Source organism: Mycolicibacterium aubagnense (assembly GCF_010730955.1).
Taxonomy (GTDB): Bacteria; Actinomycetota; Actinomycetes; order Mycobacteriales; family Mycobacteriaceae; genus Mycobacterium; species Mycobacterium aubagnense.
The window spans coordinates 5,147,934-5,165,586 of sequence record NZ_AP022577.1 but is presented as its reverse complement, the minus strand read 5'-3'; the positions used below and the strand labels follow the sequence as shown (position 1 = coordinate 5,165,586).

General features: G+C 67.5%; 22 protein-coding genes. 7 read left to right on the top strand and 15 right to left on the bottom strand.

Translation table 11 applies throughout. The annotated features are described in order from the left end of the window. Positions 1–129 precede the first annotated feature (129 nt). Together G6N59_RS24680 and G6N59_RS24675 are read left to right on the top strand one after the other, a co-directional pair. On the top strand, positions 130–486 hold the full coding sequence (locus G6N59_RS24680) for an ArsR/SmtB family transcription factor (protein WP_138229544.1): 357 nt from the start codon (positions 130–132) through the stop codon (positions 484–486). A 29-nt stretch (positions 487–515) separates the two neighbouring features. After that, positions 516–923: a Fur family transcriptional regulator gene (locus tag G6N59_RS24675; RefSeq protein ID WP_138229688.1), complete on the top strand. Its 408-nt coding sequence runs from the start codon at positions 516–518 to the stop codon at positions 921–923. On the opposite strand, the gene G6N59_RS24670 is transcribed toward G6N59_RS24675, so the two are convergent. The 4 genes from G6N59_RS24670 to recO are packed head-to-tail and all read right to left on the bottom strand — an operon-like array spanning position 916 to position 3,433. Continuing rightward, complete coding sequence (locus G6N59_RS24670; protein ID WP_138229543.1) at positions 916–1,305, bottom strand: NUDIX hydrolase; 390 nt, start codon at positions 1,303–1,305, stop codon at positions 916–918. The two genes, G6N59_RS24675 and G6N59_RS24670, sit on opposite strands and share 8 nt — an antisense overlap. Positions 1,306–1,312: 7 nt before the next feature. After that, complete coding sequence (locus G6N59_RS24665) at positions 1,313–1,726, bottom strand: hypothetical protein (protein WP_138229542.1); 414 nt, start codon at positions 1,724–1,726, stop codon at positions 1,313–1,315. Next, the gene (locus G6N59_RS24660; RefSeq protein ID WP_138229541.1) at positions 1,726–2,610 is read right to left on the bottom strand and encodes a decaprenyl diphosphate synthase; all 885 of its coding nucleotides are present in this window, start codon (positions 2,608–2,610) and stop codon (positions 1,726–1,728) included. Before G6N59_RS24660 ends, G6N59_RS24665 begins: the two co-directional genes overlap by 1 nt. Beyond that, entirely contained in the window at positions 2,555–3,433 is an 879-nt protein-coding gene (gene recO, locus G6N59_RS24655) for a DNA repair protein RecO (RefSeq protein ID WP_138229540.1), read from the bottom strand. The genes G6N59_RS24660 and recO overlap by 56 nt, the downstream gene beginning before the upstream one ends. A gap of 80 nt (positions 3,434–3,513) precedes the next feature. On the opposite strand from recO, the gene G6N59_RS24650 reads away from it, so the two are divergent. Continuing rightward, positions 3,514–4,947, top strand: coding sequence for an amidase (locus tag G6N59_RS24650; protein WP_138229539.1), 1,434 nt, complete (start codon positions 3,514–3,516; stop codon positions 4,945–4,947). 141 nt (positions 4,948–5,088) lie between these two features. On the opposite strand, the gene era is transcribed toward G6N59_RS24650, so the two are convergent. The 5 genes from era to G6N59_RS24625 form a co-directional block, all read right to left on the bottom strand. Continuing rightward, positions 5,089–6,003 (bottom strand): GTPase Era, encoded by a 915-nt coding sequence (era, locus tag G6N59_RS24645; RefSeq protein ID WP_138229538.1) that lies wholly within the window; start codon positions 6,001–6,003, stop codon positions 5,089–5,091. Continuing rightward, a complete protein-coding gene (locus G6N59_RS24640; RefSeq protein ID WP_138229537.1) occupies positions 5,996–7,354 on the bottom strand; it encodes a hemolysin family protein in 1,359 nt (452 codons plus the stop codon). Before G6N59_RS24640 ends, era begins: the two co-directional genes overlap by 8 nt. Further along, positions 7,351–7,887: an rRNA maturation RNase YbeY gene (gene ybeY / locus G6N59_RS24635; RefSeq protein ID WP_020102089.1), complete on the bottom strand. Its 537-nt coding sequence runs from the start codon at positions 7,885–7,887 to the stop codon at positions 7,351–7,353. The genes G6N59_RS24640 and ybeY overlap by 4 nt, the downstream gene beginning before the upstream one ends. A 4-nt stretch (positions 7,888–7,891) precedes the next feature. Then, positions 7,892–8,953, bottom strand: coding sequence for a PhoH family protein (locus tag G6N59_RS24630; protein WP_138229536.1), 1,062 nt, complete (start codon positions 8,951–8,953; stop codon positions 7,892–7,894). Positions 8,954–9,103: 150 nt separating this feature from the next. Beyond that, a complete protein-coding gene (locus G6N59_RS24625) occupies positions 9,104–9,319 on the bottom strand; it encodes a hypothetical protein (RefSeq protein ID WP_061009718.1) in 216 nt (71 codons plus the stop codon). A gap of 275 nt (positions 9,320–9,594) precedes the next feature. Between G6N59_RS24625 and G6N59_RS31675 the strand changes: the two genes are divergently transcribed. Genes G6N59_RS31675 through G6N59_RS24610 form a run of 3 tightly spaced genes read left to right on the top strand, consistent with a single transcriptional unit; the run spans position 9,595 to position 12,117 of the window. Beyond that, positions 9,595–11,193, top strand: a complete 1,599-nt coding sequence (locus tag G6N59_RS31675; protein WP_138229535.1) for an EspA/EspE family type VII secretion system effector — start codon at positions 9,595–9,597, stop codon at positions 11,191–11,193. Between the two features lie 21 nt (positions 11,194–11,214). Then, positions 11,215–11,529, top strand: a complete 315-nt coding sequence (locus G6N59_RS24615) for an ESX-1 secretion-associated protein (RefSeq protein WP_138229534.1) — start codon at positions 11,215–11,217, stop codon at positions 11,527–11,529. Between the two features lie 3 nt (positions 11,530–11,532). Next, the gene (locus G6N59_RS24610; protein ID WP_138229533.1) at positions 11,533–12,117 is read left to right on the top strand and encodes a hypothetical protein; all 585 of its coding nucleotides are present in this window, start codon (positions 11,533–11,535) and stop codon (positions 12,115–12,117) included. Between the two features lie 3 nt (positions 12,118–12,120). On the opposite strand, the gene G6N59_RS24605 is transcribed toward G6N59_RS24610, so the two are convergent. From G6N59_RS24605 to hrcA, 3 genes are read right to left on the bottom strand one after another with little or no spacing between them, the layout of a single operon-like run. After that, positions 12,121–12,888 (bottom strand): 16S rRNA (uracil(1498)-N(3))-methyltransferase, encoded by a 768-nt coding sequence (locus G6N59_RS24605; protein ID WP_138229532.1) that lies wholly within the window; start codon positions 12,886–12,888, stop codon positions 12,121–12,123. Positions 12,889–12,903: 15 nt separating this feature from the next. Continuing rightward, positions 12,904–14,052 carry a molecular chaperone DnaJ gene (gene dnaJ, locus G6N59_RS24600; RefSeq protein WP_138229531.1) on the bottom strand — a complete coding sequence of 383 codons (1,149 nt, stop codon included), beginning with the start codon at positions 14,050–14,052 and terminating at the stop codon, positions 12,904–12,906. 41 nt (positions 14,053–14,093) lie between these two features. Then, positions 14,094–15,125, bottom strand: coding sequence for a heat-inducible transcriptional repressor HrcA (hrcA, locus tag G6N59_RS24595; protein WP_138229530.1), 1,032 nt, complete (start codon positions 15,123–15,125; stop codon positions 14,094–14,096). Between the two features lie 179 nt (positions 15,126–15,304). Between hrcA and G6N59_RS24590 the strand changes: the two genes are divergently transcribed. After that, entirely contained in the window at positions 15,305–15,634 is a 330-nt protein-coding gene (locus tag G6N59_RS24590) for a type II toxin-antitoxin system VapB family antitoxin (RefSeq protein ID WP_138229687.1), read from the top strand. A 6-nt stretch (positions 15,635–15,640) separates the two neighbouring features. Here the strand turns inward: G6N59_RS24590 and G6N59_RS30850 are convergent, their stop codons facing one another. From G6N59_RS30850 to mbtG, 3 genes are all read right to left on the bottom strand, one after another. Then, positions 15,641–16,033, bottom strand: a complete 393-nt coding sequence (locus tag G6N59_RS30850) for a hypothetical protein (protein WP_138229529.1) — start codon at positions 16,031–16,033, stop codon at positions 15,641–15,643. A 115-nt stretch (positions 16,034–16,148) separates the two neighbouring features. After that, positions 16,149–16,361, bottom strand: coding sequence for an MbtH family protein (locus G6N59_RS24580; RefSeq protein ID WP_138229528.1), 213 nt, complete (start codon positions 16,359–16,361; stop codon positions 16,149–16,151). Then, complete coding sequence (gene mbtG, locus G6N59_RS24575; protein WP_138229527.1) at positions 16,339–17,631, bottom strand: NADPH-dependent L-lysine N(6)-monooxygenase MbtG; 1,293 nt, start codon at positions 17,629–17,631, stop codon at positions 16,339–16,341. The genes G6N59_RS24580 and mbtG overlap by 23 nt, the downstream gene beginning before the upstream one ends. Between the last annotated feature and the right edge of the window lie 22 nt (positions 17,632–17,653).

Below are 17,653 nucleotides of genomic sequence, written 5' to 3'. Positions count from 1 at the left end.
CCCGCGGACCACGACTTCCAGTGCTGTCATGCCACGACGGTATCCGCCGGCGCCGACAGACCCTTTGACATGCGTGTCCACGCATGGAAAGCTAAATGAAAACTGTTTCCAATAACAGGGAGTACCTGGTTGTCACCCACCACCACGCATGACGAGCTCGACCACCAGCACAGCGGTGCGCCGTTCCCGTCGCCCCCACCGCGGGAGACGCTCGACGCCGCCGGCGACCTGCTGCGCGCCCTGGCCGCCCCCATTCGCATCGCGATCGTGCTGCAACTGCAGGAGTCGAAGCGCTGCGTGCACGAACTCGTCGACGCCCTGAGCGTGCCGCAGCCGCTGGTCAGTCAGCACCTGCGCATCCTCAAGTCGGCCGGCGTCGTCGCCGGCGACCGTGTCGGCCGTGAGGTGATGTACCGCCTGGTCGACCATCACCTCACGCACATCGTCGTCGACGCCATCGCCCACGCCGAGGAGGACCGGCCGTGAGCGAGGCTTGCCGAGCGAACCAGCAGCCGATGAGCGCCCCCACCCGCTCGACCAAACAGCGCACCGCGATCGCCGCGCTGCTGACCAATGTCGAAGAGTTCCGGTCCGCGCAAGAGCTGCACGACGAACTGCGCCGCCGCGGCGAAGGCATCGGTCTGACGACCGTGTACCGCACCCTGCAGTCGATGGCCGCGGCCGGCCAGGTCGACAGCCTGCGCAACGACAACGGCGAAGCGCTCTACCGGCGCTGCTCGCAGGCCCACCACCACCATCACCTGGTGTGCCGGCACTGCGGTGCGACGGTCGAGGTGGCCGGCACCGAGGTCGAGTCCTGGGCCACCGAAACCGCTGCGGCCCATGGCTTTTCCGACGTCAGCCACACCATCGAGATTTTCGGGGTGTGTGCGGCCTGCACCGTATCCGCGTCGGTCAGCTGACCCGGGCGAACTCCAGCACGGTGTCGCGGGTCAGCGGCGCCAGCTCGATGTCGCCGGGCGCGTGCGGATCGATCCAGGCCATCTCTTCGATCTCGGCGGCAATCTGCGGCACGCCGTCGAGCCGCACGGAAAACAGTTCAGCATCAACCGTGTGCCCGGGCTCGTTGGCCGCAATCGCGGTGTGGTGACCCAACTCCCGCACGTCGGTCACCCCAACCCCGAGTTCCTCCCGGACCTCACGGGCCAGCGCATCGACCGCCGACTCCCCCGGCTCGAGCTTGCCGCCGGGCTGCATGAATGCCGTCGTCCCGCGCTTACGGACCACGAGCAGCCAGCCACGCTCGTCGACCACCACCGCGGCGACAATCCGGATGACAGTCACTTCGGCTTCACCGGGTCAGGTCGGCCCGCACGTCGACACCGGTGGACAGCACCAGCATGACCAGTGTGGACAGCGCGGAATCGCTGAGTCCGGCGGCCGGGAAGTTGTAGCGCAGCATCACGTCGCCGAACTTCTTGGCACCATTGCTCCGGGGATCGCCGGCCCGCTCCACCAGAACCACCGAGCCGAGCATGGTGCGGCCCGCGTGATCGGCCACGCGGTCACGAACGTTGTTGTCCAGCTTGATGTCCCATGCCAGCGGTTGGGTCAGCGAGATCAGCTCCAGCCCCTCGCCGATGGTCACGACCCGAAGCGACGCCACCGTACCGTCGTGCGCGACGGTCAGGGCGCCGTCGCTCTCTTCCACGATGGTCACCGAATCAGCGAGCACAGAAGCCAACCGCTGCAACAGGTTCGACATCAGGCCCTACCGAACCGACGATTGCGATTGACGTATTCCTCGCACGCGGCCCACAGGTCGCGGCGGTCGTAGTCCGGCCACAGCTTGTCCTGGAAGACGTACTCGGCGTACGCCGCCTGCCACAGCATGAAGTTACTGGCGCGCTGCTCACCCGAGGTGCGGATGAACAGGTCGACGTCAGGGATGTCGGGGCGGTGCAGATGCTTGGCGAACGACGCCTCGGAGATGCGGCTCGGGTTGATCTTGCCCGCGGCGGCCTGCTCGGCGAGTTCGCGTGCCGCTTCGACGATCTCGGTGCGCCCGCCGTAGTTCACGCAGTAGTTGACGGTGATGACGTCGTTGCCGACCGTCATCTGCTCGGCGATGTCGAACTCCTTGATGACGCTGCTCCACATGCGCGGCCGGGACCCAACCCAGCGCATGTTGACACCCATCGCGTTGAGGTTCTCCCGGCGCCGGCGCACCACCTCGCGGTTGAAGCCCATGAGGAACCGCACCTCTTCGGTGCTGCGCTTCCAGTTCTCGGTGGAGAACGCATACACCGAGAGGTGTTTGATGCCCAGTTCGATGGCTCCGCAGGTGACGTCGATCAGCACCGCCTCACCCATCTTGTGGCCCTCGGTCCGCCCGAGCCCGCGCTGGGTAGCCCACCGGCCGTTGCCGTCCATGACGACAGCGACGTGGTTAGGCACCTGGTCGGCGGGAATCTGCGGAGCCACGGCCTTGGAGGGGTGCTGCGGCGGGCGGGCGAAGCGCCCGTTGGACTTCGGCGGGAGCTCCGGAAAGACCACCGGCCAGGTCGAAACGTCCGGAAAAACGGGATAGTCGTCAGGCGCCTGCGGCAGTTGCGGATAGCTGGTCTTGCGCGCCCGGTTGAGTGCCATGGGCAATATCCTGCCTGAGTAGGGTTACGCGCTGCTCAAGGAGTGCGGTATCGGGACGCACGCGGCCGGTCTGCTCTTCGCGCAAGCGCTCATCGCCCCGCTCCACCAGAGGCAATGTCCGCAGCTTGCGCTCCAGATGCCACTGCAGATGCGCGGCCACCAGGCCGCTGGCCTGGCTGCGGTGCCCCGCCGGCGAGCCCTGCGCAAACTCCCAGTCGCCGTCGTGCAGCGCCGCCATCAGATCCAGCACACCTTGCGGCGGGGTGGCCGACCCCGACGGCCGGCAGTGCACGCACACGCTGCCGCCGGCCGCGACGTGGAACGCGCGGTGCGGACCGGGTGCGGCGCAGCGGGCGCATTCGGTGATGGCCGGCGCCCAGCCGGCGATCCCCATGGCCCGCAGCAAATAGGCGTCGAGCACCAGTTCACGGGGCCGGCCGCCGTCTGCGACGGCCCGCAGCGCACCGACGGTGAGCCGCTGCAGCGCCGGCATCGGGTTACGTTCCTCACCGGCCAGCCGTTCGGCGGTCTCCAGGATGGCGCAGGCGCAGGTGTAGCGGCCGTAGTCGTTGACGATGTCGACCGCGAACGCGTCGAGTGACACCACCTGGGTGACGATGTCGAGGTTGCGGCCGGGATGCAGCTGCACGTCGATATGGGCGAACGGCTCCAGCCGCGAGCCGAACTTGCTGCGGGTTCGCCGGACGCCCTTGGCCACCGCGCGGACCAGCCCGTGGTCGCGGGTGAGCAGCGTCACGATCCGGTCGGCCTCGCCGAGCTTGTGCTGGCGCAGCACAACCGCTCGATCCCGGTACAACCGCATCGGGCGATTGTCCCATCGCGGACCGACAACTTCCGTTAGGCAGCGCCGGGCGAACGGTCACTACTATTCTCGGAATCGCCATGGCCGAACCTCCTGCACAGCCCCGATTCCCCACCCTGACCCAGCAGCTGTACCGGCTCGCGAGCGGCGCCGTGACAGCACACCAGATCGTCCGGCAATCCCTGGACGCCATCGCCGCCAGCCAACTCGAGCTCAACGCGTTCCGCGTCGTCTTCACCGAGCAGGCACTGGCCGATGCCGCCGAAGCCGATCGCAAACGCGCTGCCGGACAACATCTTCCGCTCCTCGGCGTACCCATCGCCATCAAGGACGACGTCGACGTCGCAGGAGTGCCCACCCGGTTCGGCACCGACGGCGACGTGCCCCCGGCCACCGAGGACGCCGAGGTGGTGCGCCGACTGAAGGCGGCCGGCGCGGTGATCGTCGGCAAGACCAACACCTGCGAGCTCGGCCAATGGCCGTTCACCAGCGGCCCGGGTTTCGGCCACACGCGCAACCCGTGGTCGCGCGAACACACCCCGGGCGGGTCGTCGGGCGGTAGCGCCGCGGCCGTCGCGGCCGGATTGGTCACCGCCGCAATCGGATCCGACGGTGCGGGCAGCGTCCGCATTCCGGCGGCGTGGACCCATCTGGTCGGCATCAAACCGCAGCGCGGACGGATCTCCACCTGGCCGCTGCCGGAGGCCTTCAACGGCATCACCGTCAACGGGGTGCTGGCCCGCACGGTGGCCGACGCCGCGCTCGTGCTCGACGCGGCGTCCGGCAACGCCGACGGCGATCTCCACACGCCGCCACCCATCGCCGCCGCCGAGGCTGTCGGGAGGGCACCGGGCCCCCTGCGCATCGCGTTGTCGACCAAATTTCCGTTCACCCTGTTCCCGGCCCGCTTGCATCCGGAGATCCGGGCGGCGCTGAACACCGTTGCGGGACAACTGCAAGAGCTCGGGCACACGGTCCGCCCGGACGACCCGGAATACGGGCTGCAACTGTCCCTGGACTTCCTGGCCCGCTCGACATCAGGACTGGCCGAATGGCGCGACCGCGTCGGTCCCGGCGTGGCATTGGACCCTCGTACCCGCAGCAACATCCGGACCGGGTGGCTGCTGTCGGAGCACGCCCTCCGGCTGGCACGACAGCGGGAAAAGTCCCTCCAACACCGGATCGGCTGGATCTTCAATCTTTACGACGTGGTGCTGGCGCCGACCACCGCCCAGCCCCCTCCGCTGATCGACGCCTTCGACCGGCTCGGCAGCACCGCCACCGACCGTGCGATCATCGCGGCCTGCCCGATGTGCTGGCCCTGGAACGCGCTCGGCTGGCCGTCCATCAACATCCCGGCCGGCTTCACCGCCGACGGGCTACCCATCGGCCTGCAGTTGATGGGCCCGGAGGGCAGCGAGCCGCTCCTGATCTCGCTGGCCGCCAGCCTGGAAGCGATCACCGGCTGGGCCGCCAAGCAGCCCGAGAACTGGTGGTCCCAGCCCCAGCCCTAACCATTTCCCGCGAGCGTGCGTGTCTGTCAGCGACACACCGAGCGAACTGCGCTGTATCGTCGCGCTCGCCGGCCGCGAGCGTGCCCAAACGGGCTACCGGGCCCCGCGTGTCGGGTGCAGACACGCACGCTCGCGGGAGAGCTAAAAGCCGAGCTTGCCAAGCTGTTTCGGGTCGCGTTGCCAGTTCTTGGCGATCTTCACCCGCAGGTTCAGATACACCTTGGTGCCGAGCAGCTTCTCGATCTGGGTGCGCGCCGCGGTGCCGACCTCACGCAGCCGGGCGCCGCCCTTGCCGATCACGATGCCCTTCTGGCTGTCGCGCTCGACGTAGATGATGGCGTGCACGTCGCACATCTCGCCTTGTTCGGGGGTGCGGCCTTCCCGCTCGGTGAACTCTTCGATGACCACCGCCAGTGAGTGCGGCATCTCGTCGCGGACACCTTCCAGCGCGGCTTCCCGGATGAACTCCGCGATGAGCACCTCTTCGGGCTCGTCGGTGAGTTCGCCGTCCGGATAGAACGCCGGGCCGGGCGGCAGTTGGGCGGCCAGCACGTCGATCAGCACGTCGACCTGCTCACCGGCGACGGCCGACACGGGCACGATCTCCGCTGTGCCCTCGGTCAATTCGCTGACCGCGAGCAGCTGTGCCGCCACCCGATCGCGCGGCACCTTGTCGGTCTTGGTCACGACAACCAGCAGCTTGGTCCTCGGTGCGACGGTGCGGATCTGCTGGTAGATCCAGCGGTCGCCGGGCCCGATGGCCTCGTCCGCCGGGATGCAGAGGCAGATGATGTCGACTTCCGAATAGGTGTCCTTGACCAGTTCGTTGAGTCGCTGTCCGAGCAACGTGCGCGGCCGGTGCAGACCGGGTGTGTCCACCAGGATGATCTGGAAGTTCTCACGGTGCACGATGCCGCGGATGGTGTGCCTGGTGGTCTGCGGGCGGTTGGACGTGATCGCGACCTTGGTGCCCACGAGCGCGTTGGTCAGCGTCGACTTGCCGGTGTTGGGCCGGCCCACCAAACAGACGAAGCCGGAATGGAATTCGTCACTCATCGGGTTCTCCTTCTTCGAGTTCCTCGACGACGTCGGGAGCTTCGGGACGTTTTGGCTCGACCTGCTTCACCAGCACGGTGCCGACGCGGACCCGGCCACGATGGTCGCGTCCGCCCTCGGCCCGCAACTGCAGGTACCGGACATCTGGCGAGCGATGCGAGGGGAAGGACACTCGCACCTTGACGCCCGGCAGCGGCACGCGGCCCAGTTCATGCGCGAGCAACCCGCCGACGGTGTCGACGTCCAGGTCGTCGTCGACCTCGAGGTCGTACAACTCGGCCAGATCCTCCAACGGCAGCCGGGCGGACACCCGAAACTTCTTGTTGCCCAATTCCTCTACGGGCAGGACTTCGTCTGTGTCATATTCGTCGGCGATCTCACCGACGATCTCCTCCAACACGTCCTCGATGGACACCAGACCCGCGATCGCGCCGTATTCGTCGACCAGCAACGCCATGTGGTTATGGGTGCGCTGCATCTCATTGAGCAGATCGTCGAGCGGCTTGGAGTCCGGCACGAACACCGCGGGACGCATCACCTCGGACACCTTGGTGCCGCGGCCACCGTTGGTGGAGTTATAGGTCCGCTCCACCAGGTCTTTCAGGTAGACGACGCCGACGACGTCGTCGACGTTCTCCCCGATCACCGGGATGCGCGAGTGCCCACTGCGCACTGCCAGCGAGGTCGCCTGACCCGCCGACTTGTCACTTTCGATCCACACCATCTCGGTACGCGGCACCATGACCTCGCGCGCCGGGGTGTCACCAAGTTCGAAGACGGACTTGATCATTCGCCGCTCCTCGGCAGCCACGACGCCACGCTGCTGCGCGAGATCGACGACCTCGAGCAACTCGATTTCCGAGGCGAACGGTCCGTTGCGGAAGCCACGCCCTGGCGTCAGGGCATTGCCGATGAGCACCAGCAGCCGGCTGATCGGCGTCAGCAACACCGAGATCACCTGCAACGGAAGCGCCGACAGCAGCGAGATGGAATAAGCGTTCTGCCGTCCCACGGTGCGCGGTCCGACGCCGATGGCCACGAAGCTGACGACCACCATGATGGCCGCGGCGGATACCAGTGCCCAGCCCCGCGTCATCAACTCGTCGAGGTAGTCGACCAGCAGGACGGTCGCCGACGCCTCACAGATAACGCGAAGCAGCACAACAAGGTTGACGTACTGCGGCCGGTTCCGGATGATCTTCGCGAGCCGCACCGCGCCAGGCCGCTCATCCCGGATCAGCTCGTCGACGCGGGCAATGGAGACGGTGTTGATGGCGGCATCGATGGCCGCGAACAGCCCGCCGACCACCACGAGCACTATGGCGCCGATCAACGGCGTCACCCCGGTCACGGCTCGTCGAAGTACCGCGACTTGTCGAGCAGCCGGCGGTCTTTCTCGGTCTGCCGATCCTTGTGGTAGGCGTGCACCTGGTCGGCGACCCACTCTTCGAGCAGCTGACGCTGCAGGTCGAACATCTCTTTTTCTTCGTCCGGCTCGGCGTGGTCGTAGCCCAGCAGGTGCAGCACGCCGTGCACGGTGAGCAGCGCCAGCTCGTGGCCCAGCGAATGTCCCGCGGCCTCAGCCTGATTCGCGGCGAACTCGGGACACAACACGATGTCGCCGAGCATCGAAGGCCCGGGCTCGGGTGCGTCCGGACGACCTCCGGGTTCGAGCTCGTCCATCGGGAAGCTCATCACGTCGGTGGGGCCGGGCAGGTCCATCCAGCGCATGTGCAGATCGGCCATGGCCGACTGGTCCACCAAGACCATCGAGAGTTCAGCGGCGGGGTTGACGTCCATCTTGGAGATCACGAACCGCGCCACGCTGATCAGCTCGTCTTCGGATACGTCGATCCCCGACTCGTTGGAAACCTCGACCGTCACTCCGTCACCGCCTCGTCCGGCCGGTGGCTCGGCGGTGTGAACGGTTGGCCAGACCGTGCTCGCTCACTTTGGCTTCCGCTGCTTCGTACGCGTCGACGATCTCCGACACCAGTTTGTGGCGCACCACATCTGCACTCGTGAGTTCGGCGATATGGATGTCCTCGATGCCGTCGAGCACCTCGACGGCCGACCGCAGACCCGACTTCGATCCGCCCGGCAGATCGACCTGGGTGACGTCACCGGTGACGACGATCTTCGAACCAAAACCCAGGCGGGTCAGGAACATCTTCATCTGTTCGGCGGTGGTGTTCTGCGCCTCGTCAAGAATGATGAAGGCGTCGTTCAACGTCCTTCCCCTCATGTATGCCAACGGCGCGACCTCGATCACCCCGGCTGCCATCAGCTTCGGGATCATCTCCGCATCCATCATGTCGTGTAGCGCGTCGTACAACGGCCGTAGATACGGGTCGATCTTCTCGTTCAGGGTGCCGGGCAGGAAGCCGAGGCGCTCCCCCGCTTCGACGGCGGGACGGGTCAGGATGATCCGGCTGACCTGCTTGGTCTGTAATGCGCTGACGGCCTTGGCCATTGCCAGGTAGGTCTTGCCGGTGCCGGCGGGGCCGATGCCGAAGACGATGGTGTGGGCGTCGATCGCGTCGACGTAACGCTTCTGATTGAGCGTCTTGGGCCGGATCGTCTTGCCGCGCCGCGACAGGATGTCCAGCGTCAGCACCTGCGCCGGCGACTCGCTGTCGGCGCCGTCGAGCATGCCGACGCTGCGGCGGACGACGTCCGGGGTCAGCGACTGACCACCGGCGGCGATCGCGATGAGCTCACTGACGACGCGCTCGGCCAACGCCACATCAGCCGGCCGGCCGGATATCGACAGCGAATTGCCGCGGACGTGAATGTCGGCCGCCAGCAGATTCTCCAGCGCTCGCAGATTCTCGTCAGCGGAGCCCAGCAGACCCACCACAAGGTCAGGCGGAACAGTGATGCTGCTTCGAACCGACGGGCCGAGCTCCGAGGAGCGCGACGCGGCGGCGTTCGTATCGCGGGGCGTCACGTGGTTTTCGATGCCTGCTTTCTTGGGTCGAGCTGAGAAGCACATTCTACCGCCGGGCCCATGCCAGGCCCAACGAGTTGGCTGGTCACGCAACCGCGGGCGGCACCGTGATCCGGTACCGCCCGCGGGTTGCGTAGTAGTTGTCGCCGATTACCGGCTCTGGTGGACGTTGGTGTCGACCTTGGGCGACTTGGCACCCTGGTGGACGTCGTCCAGCCAGTTCAGGTGATCAACCCCCGTCGGCACCACCGTCGCCTGCACTCCTGTCGGAGCCGGGCCAGTGGCGGCTACGGCGGGAACGGCGAACCCCATGGCACCGGCGGCCAATCCACCGGCGATAACTGCTGCAATTCCGAAATTCTTCATGGCGAGTTCCCCTTCACGTCGTCTGTCCGTCTTTGTCCCCTTGCGGTCCGAGCCGCTGTGACATTCATGTAAACAGGCAGGTCAAGAGATTAATTCCGCTGGCAGGAAATTGATGTTTACTGGCAGGAATTGCTGTGTCCCGGGCCACATGAATCGCCCGAACAGCCACGTCGTGGACTTCCGAATTAGCGCAATGGAGGCACTCTGCGCGCTGTTAGGCTCGAATTCGCCGGCGAGGGTCCGCCGGGACGGTGAGGAATCGGGGAGGGTTCTGCATGTCTGGTCATCCGCGACTTCCAGGGCGCCCGCATACGCCGCATACGCCGAACCCGCCACATGCGCCGAACCCCTCGCATCCCCGCAACAGTCACCCCAACCCTGGGCACCACCGCGACGACGAACCCCGGAACAGCCCCCATCACGACGGCGACCATCACGGCGCCGGCCCGTTGGGCAAGCTCGGGGAGGTGCTCGACAAGGCCAACGACGTCCTCGACAAGATCGACAACGCCCTCGACACGGCGCAGGATATCGCCGACAACATCAAGAAGATGATGTCGGGTGACCCCATCGGCGGCCTCGTCGGACTGGCCAACGACGCGGGCCAACTCGCCCAGATGTTGATGCCGGAGGCGGCGGCGACCCCCATCATCGAGGGCGGAATGTACGGGCTGACGCTCGTGTCGCTCGGCTTCGGCATGGGTGATCCCGACACCGGGGAATCCTTCTCGCAGGGCGCCGAGCTTTTTCAGGCTGCCGGCGACGGACTCAGCAACGCCTATCCGAACGAATGGCACGGCAGCGCCGCTTCGTCGTACTCCGGCAGGAACGCCGAGCAGATCGGTAGCGCCGAACAATTGCTGCAGGCTGACAATCTGGTCGTGCAGATCCTGGGCGCCGAAGCGCAGCAGGTGGCCGACGGACGCGATCAGATGGACAACATCGCCACGGGCCTCGGCGCGATGATCCCCGTCTGCCTGGCACTGGAAGCATCGGTAATCGGCTCTCCGGAATCGCTTGCACTACAGGCCGCATCGGTCGCCGTCGCCGCCGCGGCCGCCGGCGTGACGATGAGCAATATGATTGCGCAATCATCAAGCAACGCAGCCCAATTGAGCCAGGCGACGAGCATGTACCAGAGCGCTTCGCACGCTGCGCCGCTGAGCACCATGCCTCCGCCACCGGCTTCGGGCGGCAACGGAACCGACAGCACCGGTAACCCGCCGGGCACCGGCAACCCCACAGGCACTCCGCCGGGCACCGGCAATCCCGTCGGAACCGGTGGCGGCCCGAGCGGCGGTTCGGGCGGCGGCTCCGGCGGCGGCTCCGGCGGCGGTTCAGGCGCCGGGGCCGGCGGTGGCACGCCGAGCATGCCGTCGATGCCGCAGGTGCCTGCCGCCTCGAGCATGCCCACCGGCGCCGGCACGGGCGCAGGCGCGGGCGGCGGCATGCCTTCGCTGCCGCAGATGGGCGGCGGTTCCGGCAGCGGGGGCGGCGGCGGACTCCTCGGCAGCCTCGCCGGCATCGCGGGTCAGGTGGCACAAGCCGCGACGCAGGCGGCCCAGGCCGCGCAGCAGGGCAAGCAGGACCCCAACGCCCAGGATCCGAACGCACCCGGCGCGGACAAGGACGGCGACGGCAAGCCCGACGACCCGGCCGCCGATCCCAATGCCCAACCCGCGGAACCTAATCCGTCTGGCGCGGCGCCCGGGGCGGAGTCACCCGCAGGACGTGCGCCCATCCAGGTCTCGTTCGACGACGGAGCCCACCATGTCGAGGTGGCCGTCGATCCCGACAGCGCCAAAGGCCCTGTCCACGTGAGCCTCGATCCGTCGAATCCCACTGCGCCACCTCGCATCACCACCGAAACCTAGGCTTTCTGAAAGGAGCGACACATGGCCGGCAAACTGCAAGTAACGACCTCAGAGTTGCGCGAGCTGTCCACCAAACAAGACGATGCTGCCGCGGTGTTCAGCGCTGCCGGCGACACCACGTCGTATGTCGAAGTCAAAGTGCTGGCCACCCACGGGCCGCTGTGCATGTCGACGCAATCAGCGCTGAGCGCCGCGAACAACGCGCGCAAGGCCGCCTGCGAGCAGATGCAGAACAAGTCCCGCAACCTGGCCTCGAATCTGACCACAGCCGCCTCTCAATACGATCAGACGGACGCGCAGGAAGGCTCCCACCTCAGCAAGCAGATGCAGATCTGATCGATGTCCGACCATTCTTGGGACGACCCAGAAGACGAGCACCCGGAAACCGAGAGTGCGCTCGACTATCTCAGCGACACCGACAGCGACGAGGAAAACCCAGACGACTCAAGTCTGGATCTGCTGGTGACGCCGGATGACGAGGCACGCGCCGAAGAACCTGCCGGGGCCGACTCCTATGCCGCGGCGATGGAGCCGCCGGCTACCGCCGCACCGCAGGACGACGAACCACCACAGCAGGACGAAGGGCCACGGGTGGTGGTGTTCGCGGTATCCGACCCCGCAGGCAACGTCACCGCCGAGGCATCGATCAGCGGTTCGATCCAGCGGATCAAACTCGCGCCGGGAGCCGCCGCGGCAACCGAGACCGAACTCGCCCGCAGCATCCTGTCAACCGCCAAGCTCGCGAACATGAAGGGCCGTGCGGTGCAACGTGCCCTCATCGAAAGCGTCCTGCGGGCAGAGGGGCTCGACGATGAACGCGTCGAGGCGATCATCGAGGCCAACGCCTCCGACCTACCGACTCCGCGGCAAGCCGACGACGCGGTCGCCGAGGCCGAGGCGGCATACCTGCGCGGCGAGCACTGACCGTCAGAGCTCCCAGCGCGGCGTCAGCACGCCCAAGGCACCCAACGCGACTGCCGCAGCGGTCGACGTCCGCAGCACCGACGGTCCCAGCCGAACAGCGACCGCGCCGGCGGCCACCAGCGCCGCCACCTCGCCGTCGGTGATACCGCCTTCCGGCCCGACGATCAGCGTCACCGCCTCGGTGGACGGCGAAATCACGTCGCGCAGTGCCACTTCCGCTGATTCGTGCAGGACCAGGGTGACATGACCCATCCCGTCGCTTCGCTCACCCCTGGCGGCCCCGATCGACTCCACCAGCTCAGCGGTCGACATCGGGCCACTGACCAACGGCACGTACGGCCGCCGGGACTGCCGTGCCGCCGACCGGGCGACCGCACTCCAGCGTCGTAAGCCCTTCTCCACCTTGGCCGCACCGTCCCACCGGGCGACGCAGCGCTCGGACTGCCAGGCGACGAAGGCGTCGGCGCCGGCCTCGGTCGCCAATTCGATTGCCAGTTCCGAGCGTTCGGATTTGGGCAGGGCCTGGACCACCGTCACCGTCGGCACCGCGGCCGGGACGTCGGCGATCGACAGCACCCGTGCCGTCAACCGGCCCTTCACCGCGTCCTCGATCACGCAGTGCGCCAACGTCCCCGCCCCGTCGGACAGGTCCAGTTCCTCGCCCGGACGGATGCGTCGCACCGTCGCCGCGTGGAACCCCTCGTCGCCGTCGACGACGGCGATACCGCCGACCTCCGGCACCGCGTCGACGTAGAACAGCGCCCGGCTCACCAGCAGCCCCGAAGGCTAACGGCCGCTGAAGGTTTCACGCAGCCGGCTGAACAAGCCACCACCGCCGCCGGCGACGCTCTGCGTGGACCGCACCTCGGTGACGTCGCGGGTGCGCTGCTCCTTGAACTTGCGAAGCAGCTCCAGGTCGCGGTTGTCGAGCCGGGACGGCACCACCACATCGATATGCGCGTGCAGGTTGCCGCGGACCCCGGACCGCAGGTGCGGCATACCGTGGCCACGCAGCGTGGTGACCGACCCTGGTTGGGTACCCGGCGCGATGGTGATCTCGGTGGGCCCGTCCAGGATGACGTCGACGGTCACGGTCGTGCCCAGCGCGGCGTCGACCATCGGGACCGAGACGGTGCAGTGCAGGTCGTCGCCGTCCCGCAGGAACAGATCGTGCGGCTGCTCGTGCACCTCGACGTAGAGGTCGCCGGCGGGCCCACCACCGGGGCCGACCTCGCCCTGCGCGGCCAACCGCACGCGCATGCCCTCTCCCACGCCGGCCGGGATCTTGACGCTGACCTCGCGGCGCGCCCGCACCCGCCCGTCGCCGCCACAGCGGTGGCACGGGTCGGGGATCACCTCACCGACACCGCCACACACGGGGCAGGGTCGCGATGTCATCACGTTGCCGAGCAGCGAACGCTGGACCGTCTGCACCTCGCCCTGACCGTGGCAGGTGTCACAGCGCGCCGGCTGGGAGTCGCCGTGCGTGCCCTTGCCTTGGCACACGTCGCACAGGACGGCGGTGTCGACGGTGACCTGCTTGGTGACGCCCGTCGCGCATTCCTCGAGGTTCAGCCGCAGGCGCAACAGCGAGTCCGAACCCGGCCGCACCCGGCCGATCGGACCGCGCGAGGACGCACCGCCGCCGAAGAACGCCTCGAACACATCCCCGAGACCCCCGAAGCCCGAGAAGCCGGCACCGCCGCCGCCTCCGCCGCCCTCCATGGGATCACCGCCGAGGTCGACTATGCGCCGCTTCTCCGGGTCACTGAGGACCTCGTAGGCGGTACTGATCTCGGCGAACCGGGCCTGCGCACCCTCGTCGGGATTGACGTCGGGGTGCAGCTCCCGGGCCAGCCTGCGGTAGGCCTTCTTGATCTCTGAGTCACTGGCGCCCTTGCTCACGCCGAGCAGGCCGTAGTAATCGCGTGCCACGCCTAAGAACCTTGCCTAATCTCTCGAACCGCTGGGCACCCTCACCGGGTGCCCAGAACCTCGCCTATGTACCGGGCGACGGCCGCGACGTTGGCGATGGTGCCCGGATAGTCCATCCGAGTGGGGCCCACCACGCCCATCCCGCCGTAAACCTTGCCCAAGCTTCCGTAGGCAGTGCTCACGACTGACGTCCCTGCCATCTGCTCGGCCTCGGTTTCGTGGCCGATGCGTACCGTGACTTTACCTGCCTCCTGCTGGGCAGCCAGCAACCGCAGGACCACGACCTGCTCTTCCAGCGCCTCCAGCACCGATCGCAGGGACCCGCCGAAATCAGCCGTGTTGCGCGTCAGGTTGGCGGTGCCGCCGAGTAACAGCCGCTCCTCCTGGTGCTCGACCAGAGTCTCGACCAGCACCGTCGCCGCGCGGCCCACCGCGTCGCCCAGGCCGCCGTGACCGTCCATCTGCGACGCCAGGTCGGCCACCGCGATGGACGCGGCCGACAGCAGCTTGCCTTCCAGCGCCGCGCCGAGCCGCTCACGCAGCTGGGACAGCTCATGCTCTCCGATGGAGTCCCCGAGTTCGACGACTCGCTGGTCGACCCGTCCGGTGTCGGTGATGACCACCAGCAGCAGCCTGGCCGGGGTCAATGCCACCACCTCGAGGTGACGCACCGTCGACCGCGACAGCGTCGGGTACTGCACGATGGCGACCTGCCGGGTCAGCTGCGCGAGCAGCCGGACCGCTCGCCGCAGCACGTCGTCGAGGTCGACGCCGGACTCCAGGAAAGTCAGGATGGCGCGGCGTTCGCTGGACGACAGCGGCTTGACGTCGTCGATTCGGTCGACGAACTCGCGGTAGCCCTTCTCCGTGGGCACCCGGCCCGAGCTGGTATGCGGCTGCGTGATGTAGCCCTCGGCCTCCAGCACGGCCATGTCGTTGCGCACCGTGGCGCTCGAAACGCCGAGGTTGTGACGCTCGACGAGCGTCTTGGAGCCGATGGGCTCCTTGGTGGAGACGAAGTCGGCAACGATGGCGCGGAGCACCTCGAAGCGACGGTCGTCGGCACTACCCATGCGTCACCTCCGGATTCACCGCCATTTTACGGTGACGATGGATTCGGGCGGGCGATAGAGCCCCTCTGGTGGTTGGATGCCTCGGCAAACACCGTGCCGACCCGCTAGGGTCAGGTGTATGCCGACGCTGTCACCGCGGACCCGCTCGGCTCATGGGGAGTTCGCGGCGGGACCTGCTCATGATCTTTAAAGGGGTACGCGACGGAAAGCCCTACCCGGAACACGGGCTGAGCTACCGCGAGTGGGCCCAGATTCCGCCGCGGCAGTTGCGTCTCGACGAAATCGTCACCACCACGACGGTGCTCGCCCTCGACCGGCTGCTGTCCGAGGATTCGACCTTCTACGGCGATCTGTTCCCGCATGCCGTGCGCTGGCGGGGCACCATCTATCTGGAGGACGGCCTGCACCGTGCGGTGCGGTCGGCGTTGCGGAACAGGGTGGTGCTGCACGCCCGGGTGTACGACATGGATGTGCCGCTCTCGCAGCAGATCTCGCCCGCCGGCGGGTGACGCTCGCTAGCGCAGGTACATGCCGGCCAGTACGACGATCACCAACGCGACGAGCCCGATACCCATACACATCAGCGCGGTGACGACGCGGTTACGGGCACTGCCGCCAAGGCCGTAGGTGCCGCGAAACAACGTAGCTATCACCATGCTCGCGGCGTGCCAACCCGCGGAATTGCCGTCGCTTCGGGGCTGGGGCTGCGGCGGTTGGTAGCCATAGGGCTGTGGATAACCGTAGGGCTGCTGGTAACCCGGCTGCTGATAAACAGGCTGCTGGTACCCCGGCTGCGCGTAGGGGTACGGCTGCTGCTGGTTGGGGTAGCCGCCGGGCGGATTCGGCCCTGTCGGATACGGCCCCGGTGGCGGTTGTTGCTGCGGATACCGAGGATCCGGATACGTCATTGCTGCACTCCCCCTGGTCAGCGTTGGCCATCGCGACTCTACTCGGGCCGTCGAGCGTGGGACCTGGCGCGGGAAATCGTCGCGATTCCCGCGTAATCCCGCACGCTCGAGGTACTCAGCCGGCCAGGGTGTCCCGGAGCGTCTTGGGCCGGATGTCGGTCCAGGTTTCCTCGACGTAGGCCAGGCAGTCCGCGCGCGCGCTCTCGCCGAACACGACCCGCCAACCGGCGGGCACGTCGGCGAACACCGGCCACAGGCTGTGCTGCTCTTCGTCGTTGATCAGGACATAGAACGCACCGTTCTCGTCATCGAACGGATTGCTGCTCATCGCATCTCCTCGCGGATTGGGTGGACAGTTCGGCACCCAGCACGCGGTCACTGAGCAGACCGAGACAGCTGAGGTTGGGGAAACCCGGTCCCTGGGTGAGCCAGGACAGGCTGGGCAGGAACAGCTTCGGCACAACGCCCGCCACCGCGAGGTCGTAGCCGATGGATTGCTGCAGCGCGTCGGACGACAGCGGCGCACCGATACCGAGCTCCAGCACGTCCAACGCGTCCTGGCTGAGCAGCGGCACGAACCACATGGCGTCCGCACCGGAGCCGTCGATCACCAGGTCGAAGCCGTGCACCGTCTCCAGGCAGCCGGAGTCGCGCTCGGTCTGCAGGGTCAACCGGACTCGGTCCTGCTGGGGCACGGCATGGGCGACGCGGCCGCGCAGGTGCCGGATGCGGTCGTCGGCCAGCAGCGAGTCCTGGACCCGCGCGGAGAACACGCCACGGTCGGTGCGGGCCATGGCATCTCGGCGCTCGGAGATGCTGAGGCCGGCCCAGCCTGTCGGGTCGGAGAACAGGGTGTTCTCGAAGTACCCCTCGCCGCGGGTGAACAGGGTGACCCCCGGCGAGATCACGGTGATGGTCGAAACCCGGTGCGAGAACAACTCGTCGAGCATCGTCGCGGCGGTCTCGCCGCCGCCGATGACGGCGACCCGCTCGGCGTTGATGCGCTCGTCCTGGGCGACCCGATGCCAGAATTGGGCGATCGACAGCACCCGCGGGTGCCCCGGCAGGATGGAACGCTCTGCCTGTCCGGGCCCGGTGATCATCACGCCCTCGGCACGCACCTGCTGATCGCGGCAGTGCAGCACCCACTGGTCGCCGTCCACCGACAGCTGCGTGACCTCACCCGTGATCACCTGCATGGCAACGCTTTCCGCCACCCACGCCAGATAACGGCTCCAGCGCCGGTGGGTCGGTGCGGGCCGGCCGCGGTCGATCCATTCGGCGAACTGCCCCGTCGAGATCAGGTAGGACTGCCAACTGTGCCGCATCATCCGTTCGTCGAGTTCGACGTTGCGCCGCGGTACGAGTGCGGACCGGTACGGGAAACCGACGTCCTTCTCCGGACCGGTGCCCAGCCGGTGCCGACCATCGGTCCAGCCACCGGCGGCCTGCCAGTTGGCGCCGACACCAAGGCGTTCCACCGCGATGACCTCGGGCGCGTCCACGCCCATCGCGCGAAGTTCAGCGGCCTTGGCGGCCACGGCGACTGCCTTGGCACCGGCGCCGATGACGGCCAATGTGTTTCGCGTCTCAGTCATGCGCGATCCGCCTCCGGCTCCT

Bases quoted from the DNA above. Each gene is read 5' to 3' on its own strand.
- hrcA (WP_138229530.1), bottom strand. From the start codon at position 15,125: ATGGGTAGTGCCGACGACCGTCGCTTCGAGGTGCTCCGCGCCATCGTT.
- G6N59_RS24625 (WP_061009718.1), bottom strand. From the start codon at position 9,319: ATGAAGAATTTCGGAATTGCAGCAGTTATCGCCGGTGGATTGGCCGCC.
- G6N59_RS24650 (WP_138229539.1), top strand. From the start codon at position 3,514: ATGGCCGAACCTCCTGCACAGCCCCGATTCCCCACCCTGACCCAGCAG.
- G6N59_RS24665 (WP_138229542.1), bottom strand. From the start codon at position 1,726: ATGTCGAACCTGTTGCAGCGGTTGGCTTCTGTGCTCGCTGATTCGGTG.
- G6N59_RS24590 (WP_138229687.1), top strand. From the start codon at position 15,305: ATGATCTTTAAAGGGGTACGCGACGGAAAGCCCTACCCGGAACACGGG.
- G6N59_RS24615 (WP_138229534.1), top strand. From the start codon at position 11,215: ATGGCCGGCAAACTGCAAGTAACGACCTCAGAGTTGCGCGAGCTGTCC.
- G6N59_RS24610 (WP_138229533.1), top strand. From the start codon at position 11,533: ATGTCCGACCATTCTTGGGACGACCCAGAAGACGAGCACCCGGAAACC.
- G6N59_RS24675 (WP_138229688.1), top strand. From the start codon at position 516: ATGAGCGCCCCCACCCGCTCGACCAAACAGCGCACCGCGATCGCCGCG.
- G6N59_RS30850 (WP_138229529.1), bottom strand. From the start codon at position 16,033: ATGACGTATCCGGATCCTCGGTATCCGCAGCAACAACCGCCACCGGGG.
- recO (WP_138229540.1), bottom strand. From the start codon at position 3,433: ATGCGGTTGTACCGGGATCGAGCGGTTGTGCTGCGCCAGCACAAGCTC.
- G6N59_RS31675 (WP_138229535.1), top strand. From the start codon at position 9,595: ATGTCTGGTCATCCGCGACTTCCAGGGCGCCCGCATACGCCGCATACG.
- G6N59_RS24580 (WP_138229528.1), bottom strand. From the start codon at position 16,361: ATGAGCAGCAATCCGTTCGATGACGAGAACGGTGCGTTCTATGTCCTG.
- mbtG (WP_138229527.1), bottom strand. From the start codon at position 17,631: ATGACTGAGACGCGAAACACATTGGCCGTCATCGGCGCCGGTGCCAAG.
- G6N59_RS24660 (WP_138229541.1), bottom strand. From the start codon at position 2,610: ATGGCACTCAACCGGGCGCGCAAGACCAGCTATCCGCAACTGCCGCAG.
- era (WP_138229538.1), bottom strand. From the start codon at position 6,003: ATGAGTGACGAATTCCATTCCGGCTTCGTCTGTTTGGTGGGCCGGCCC.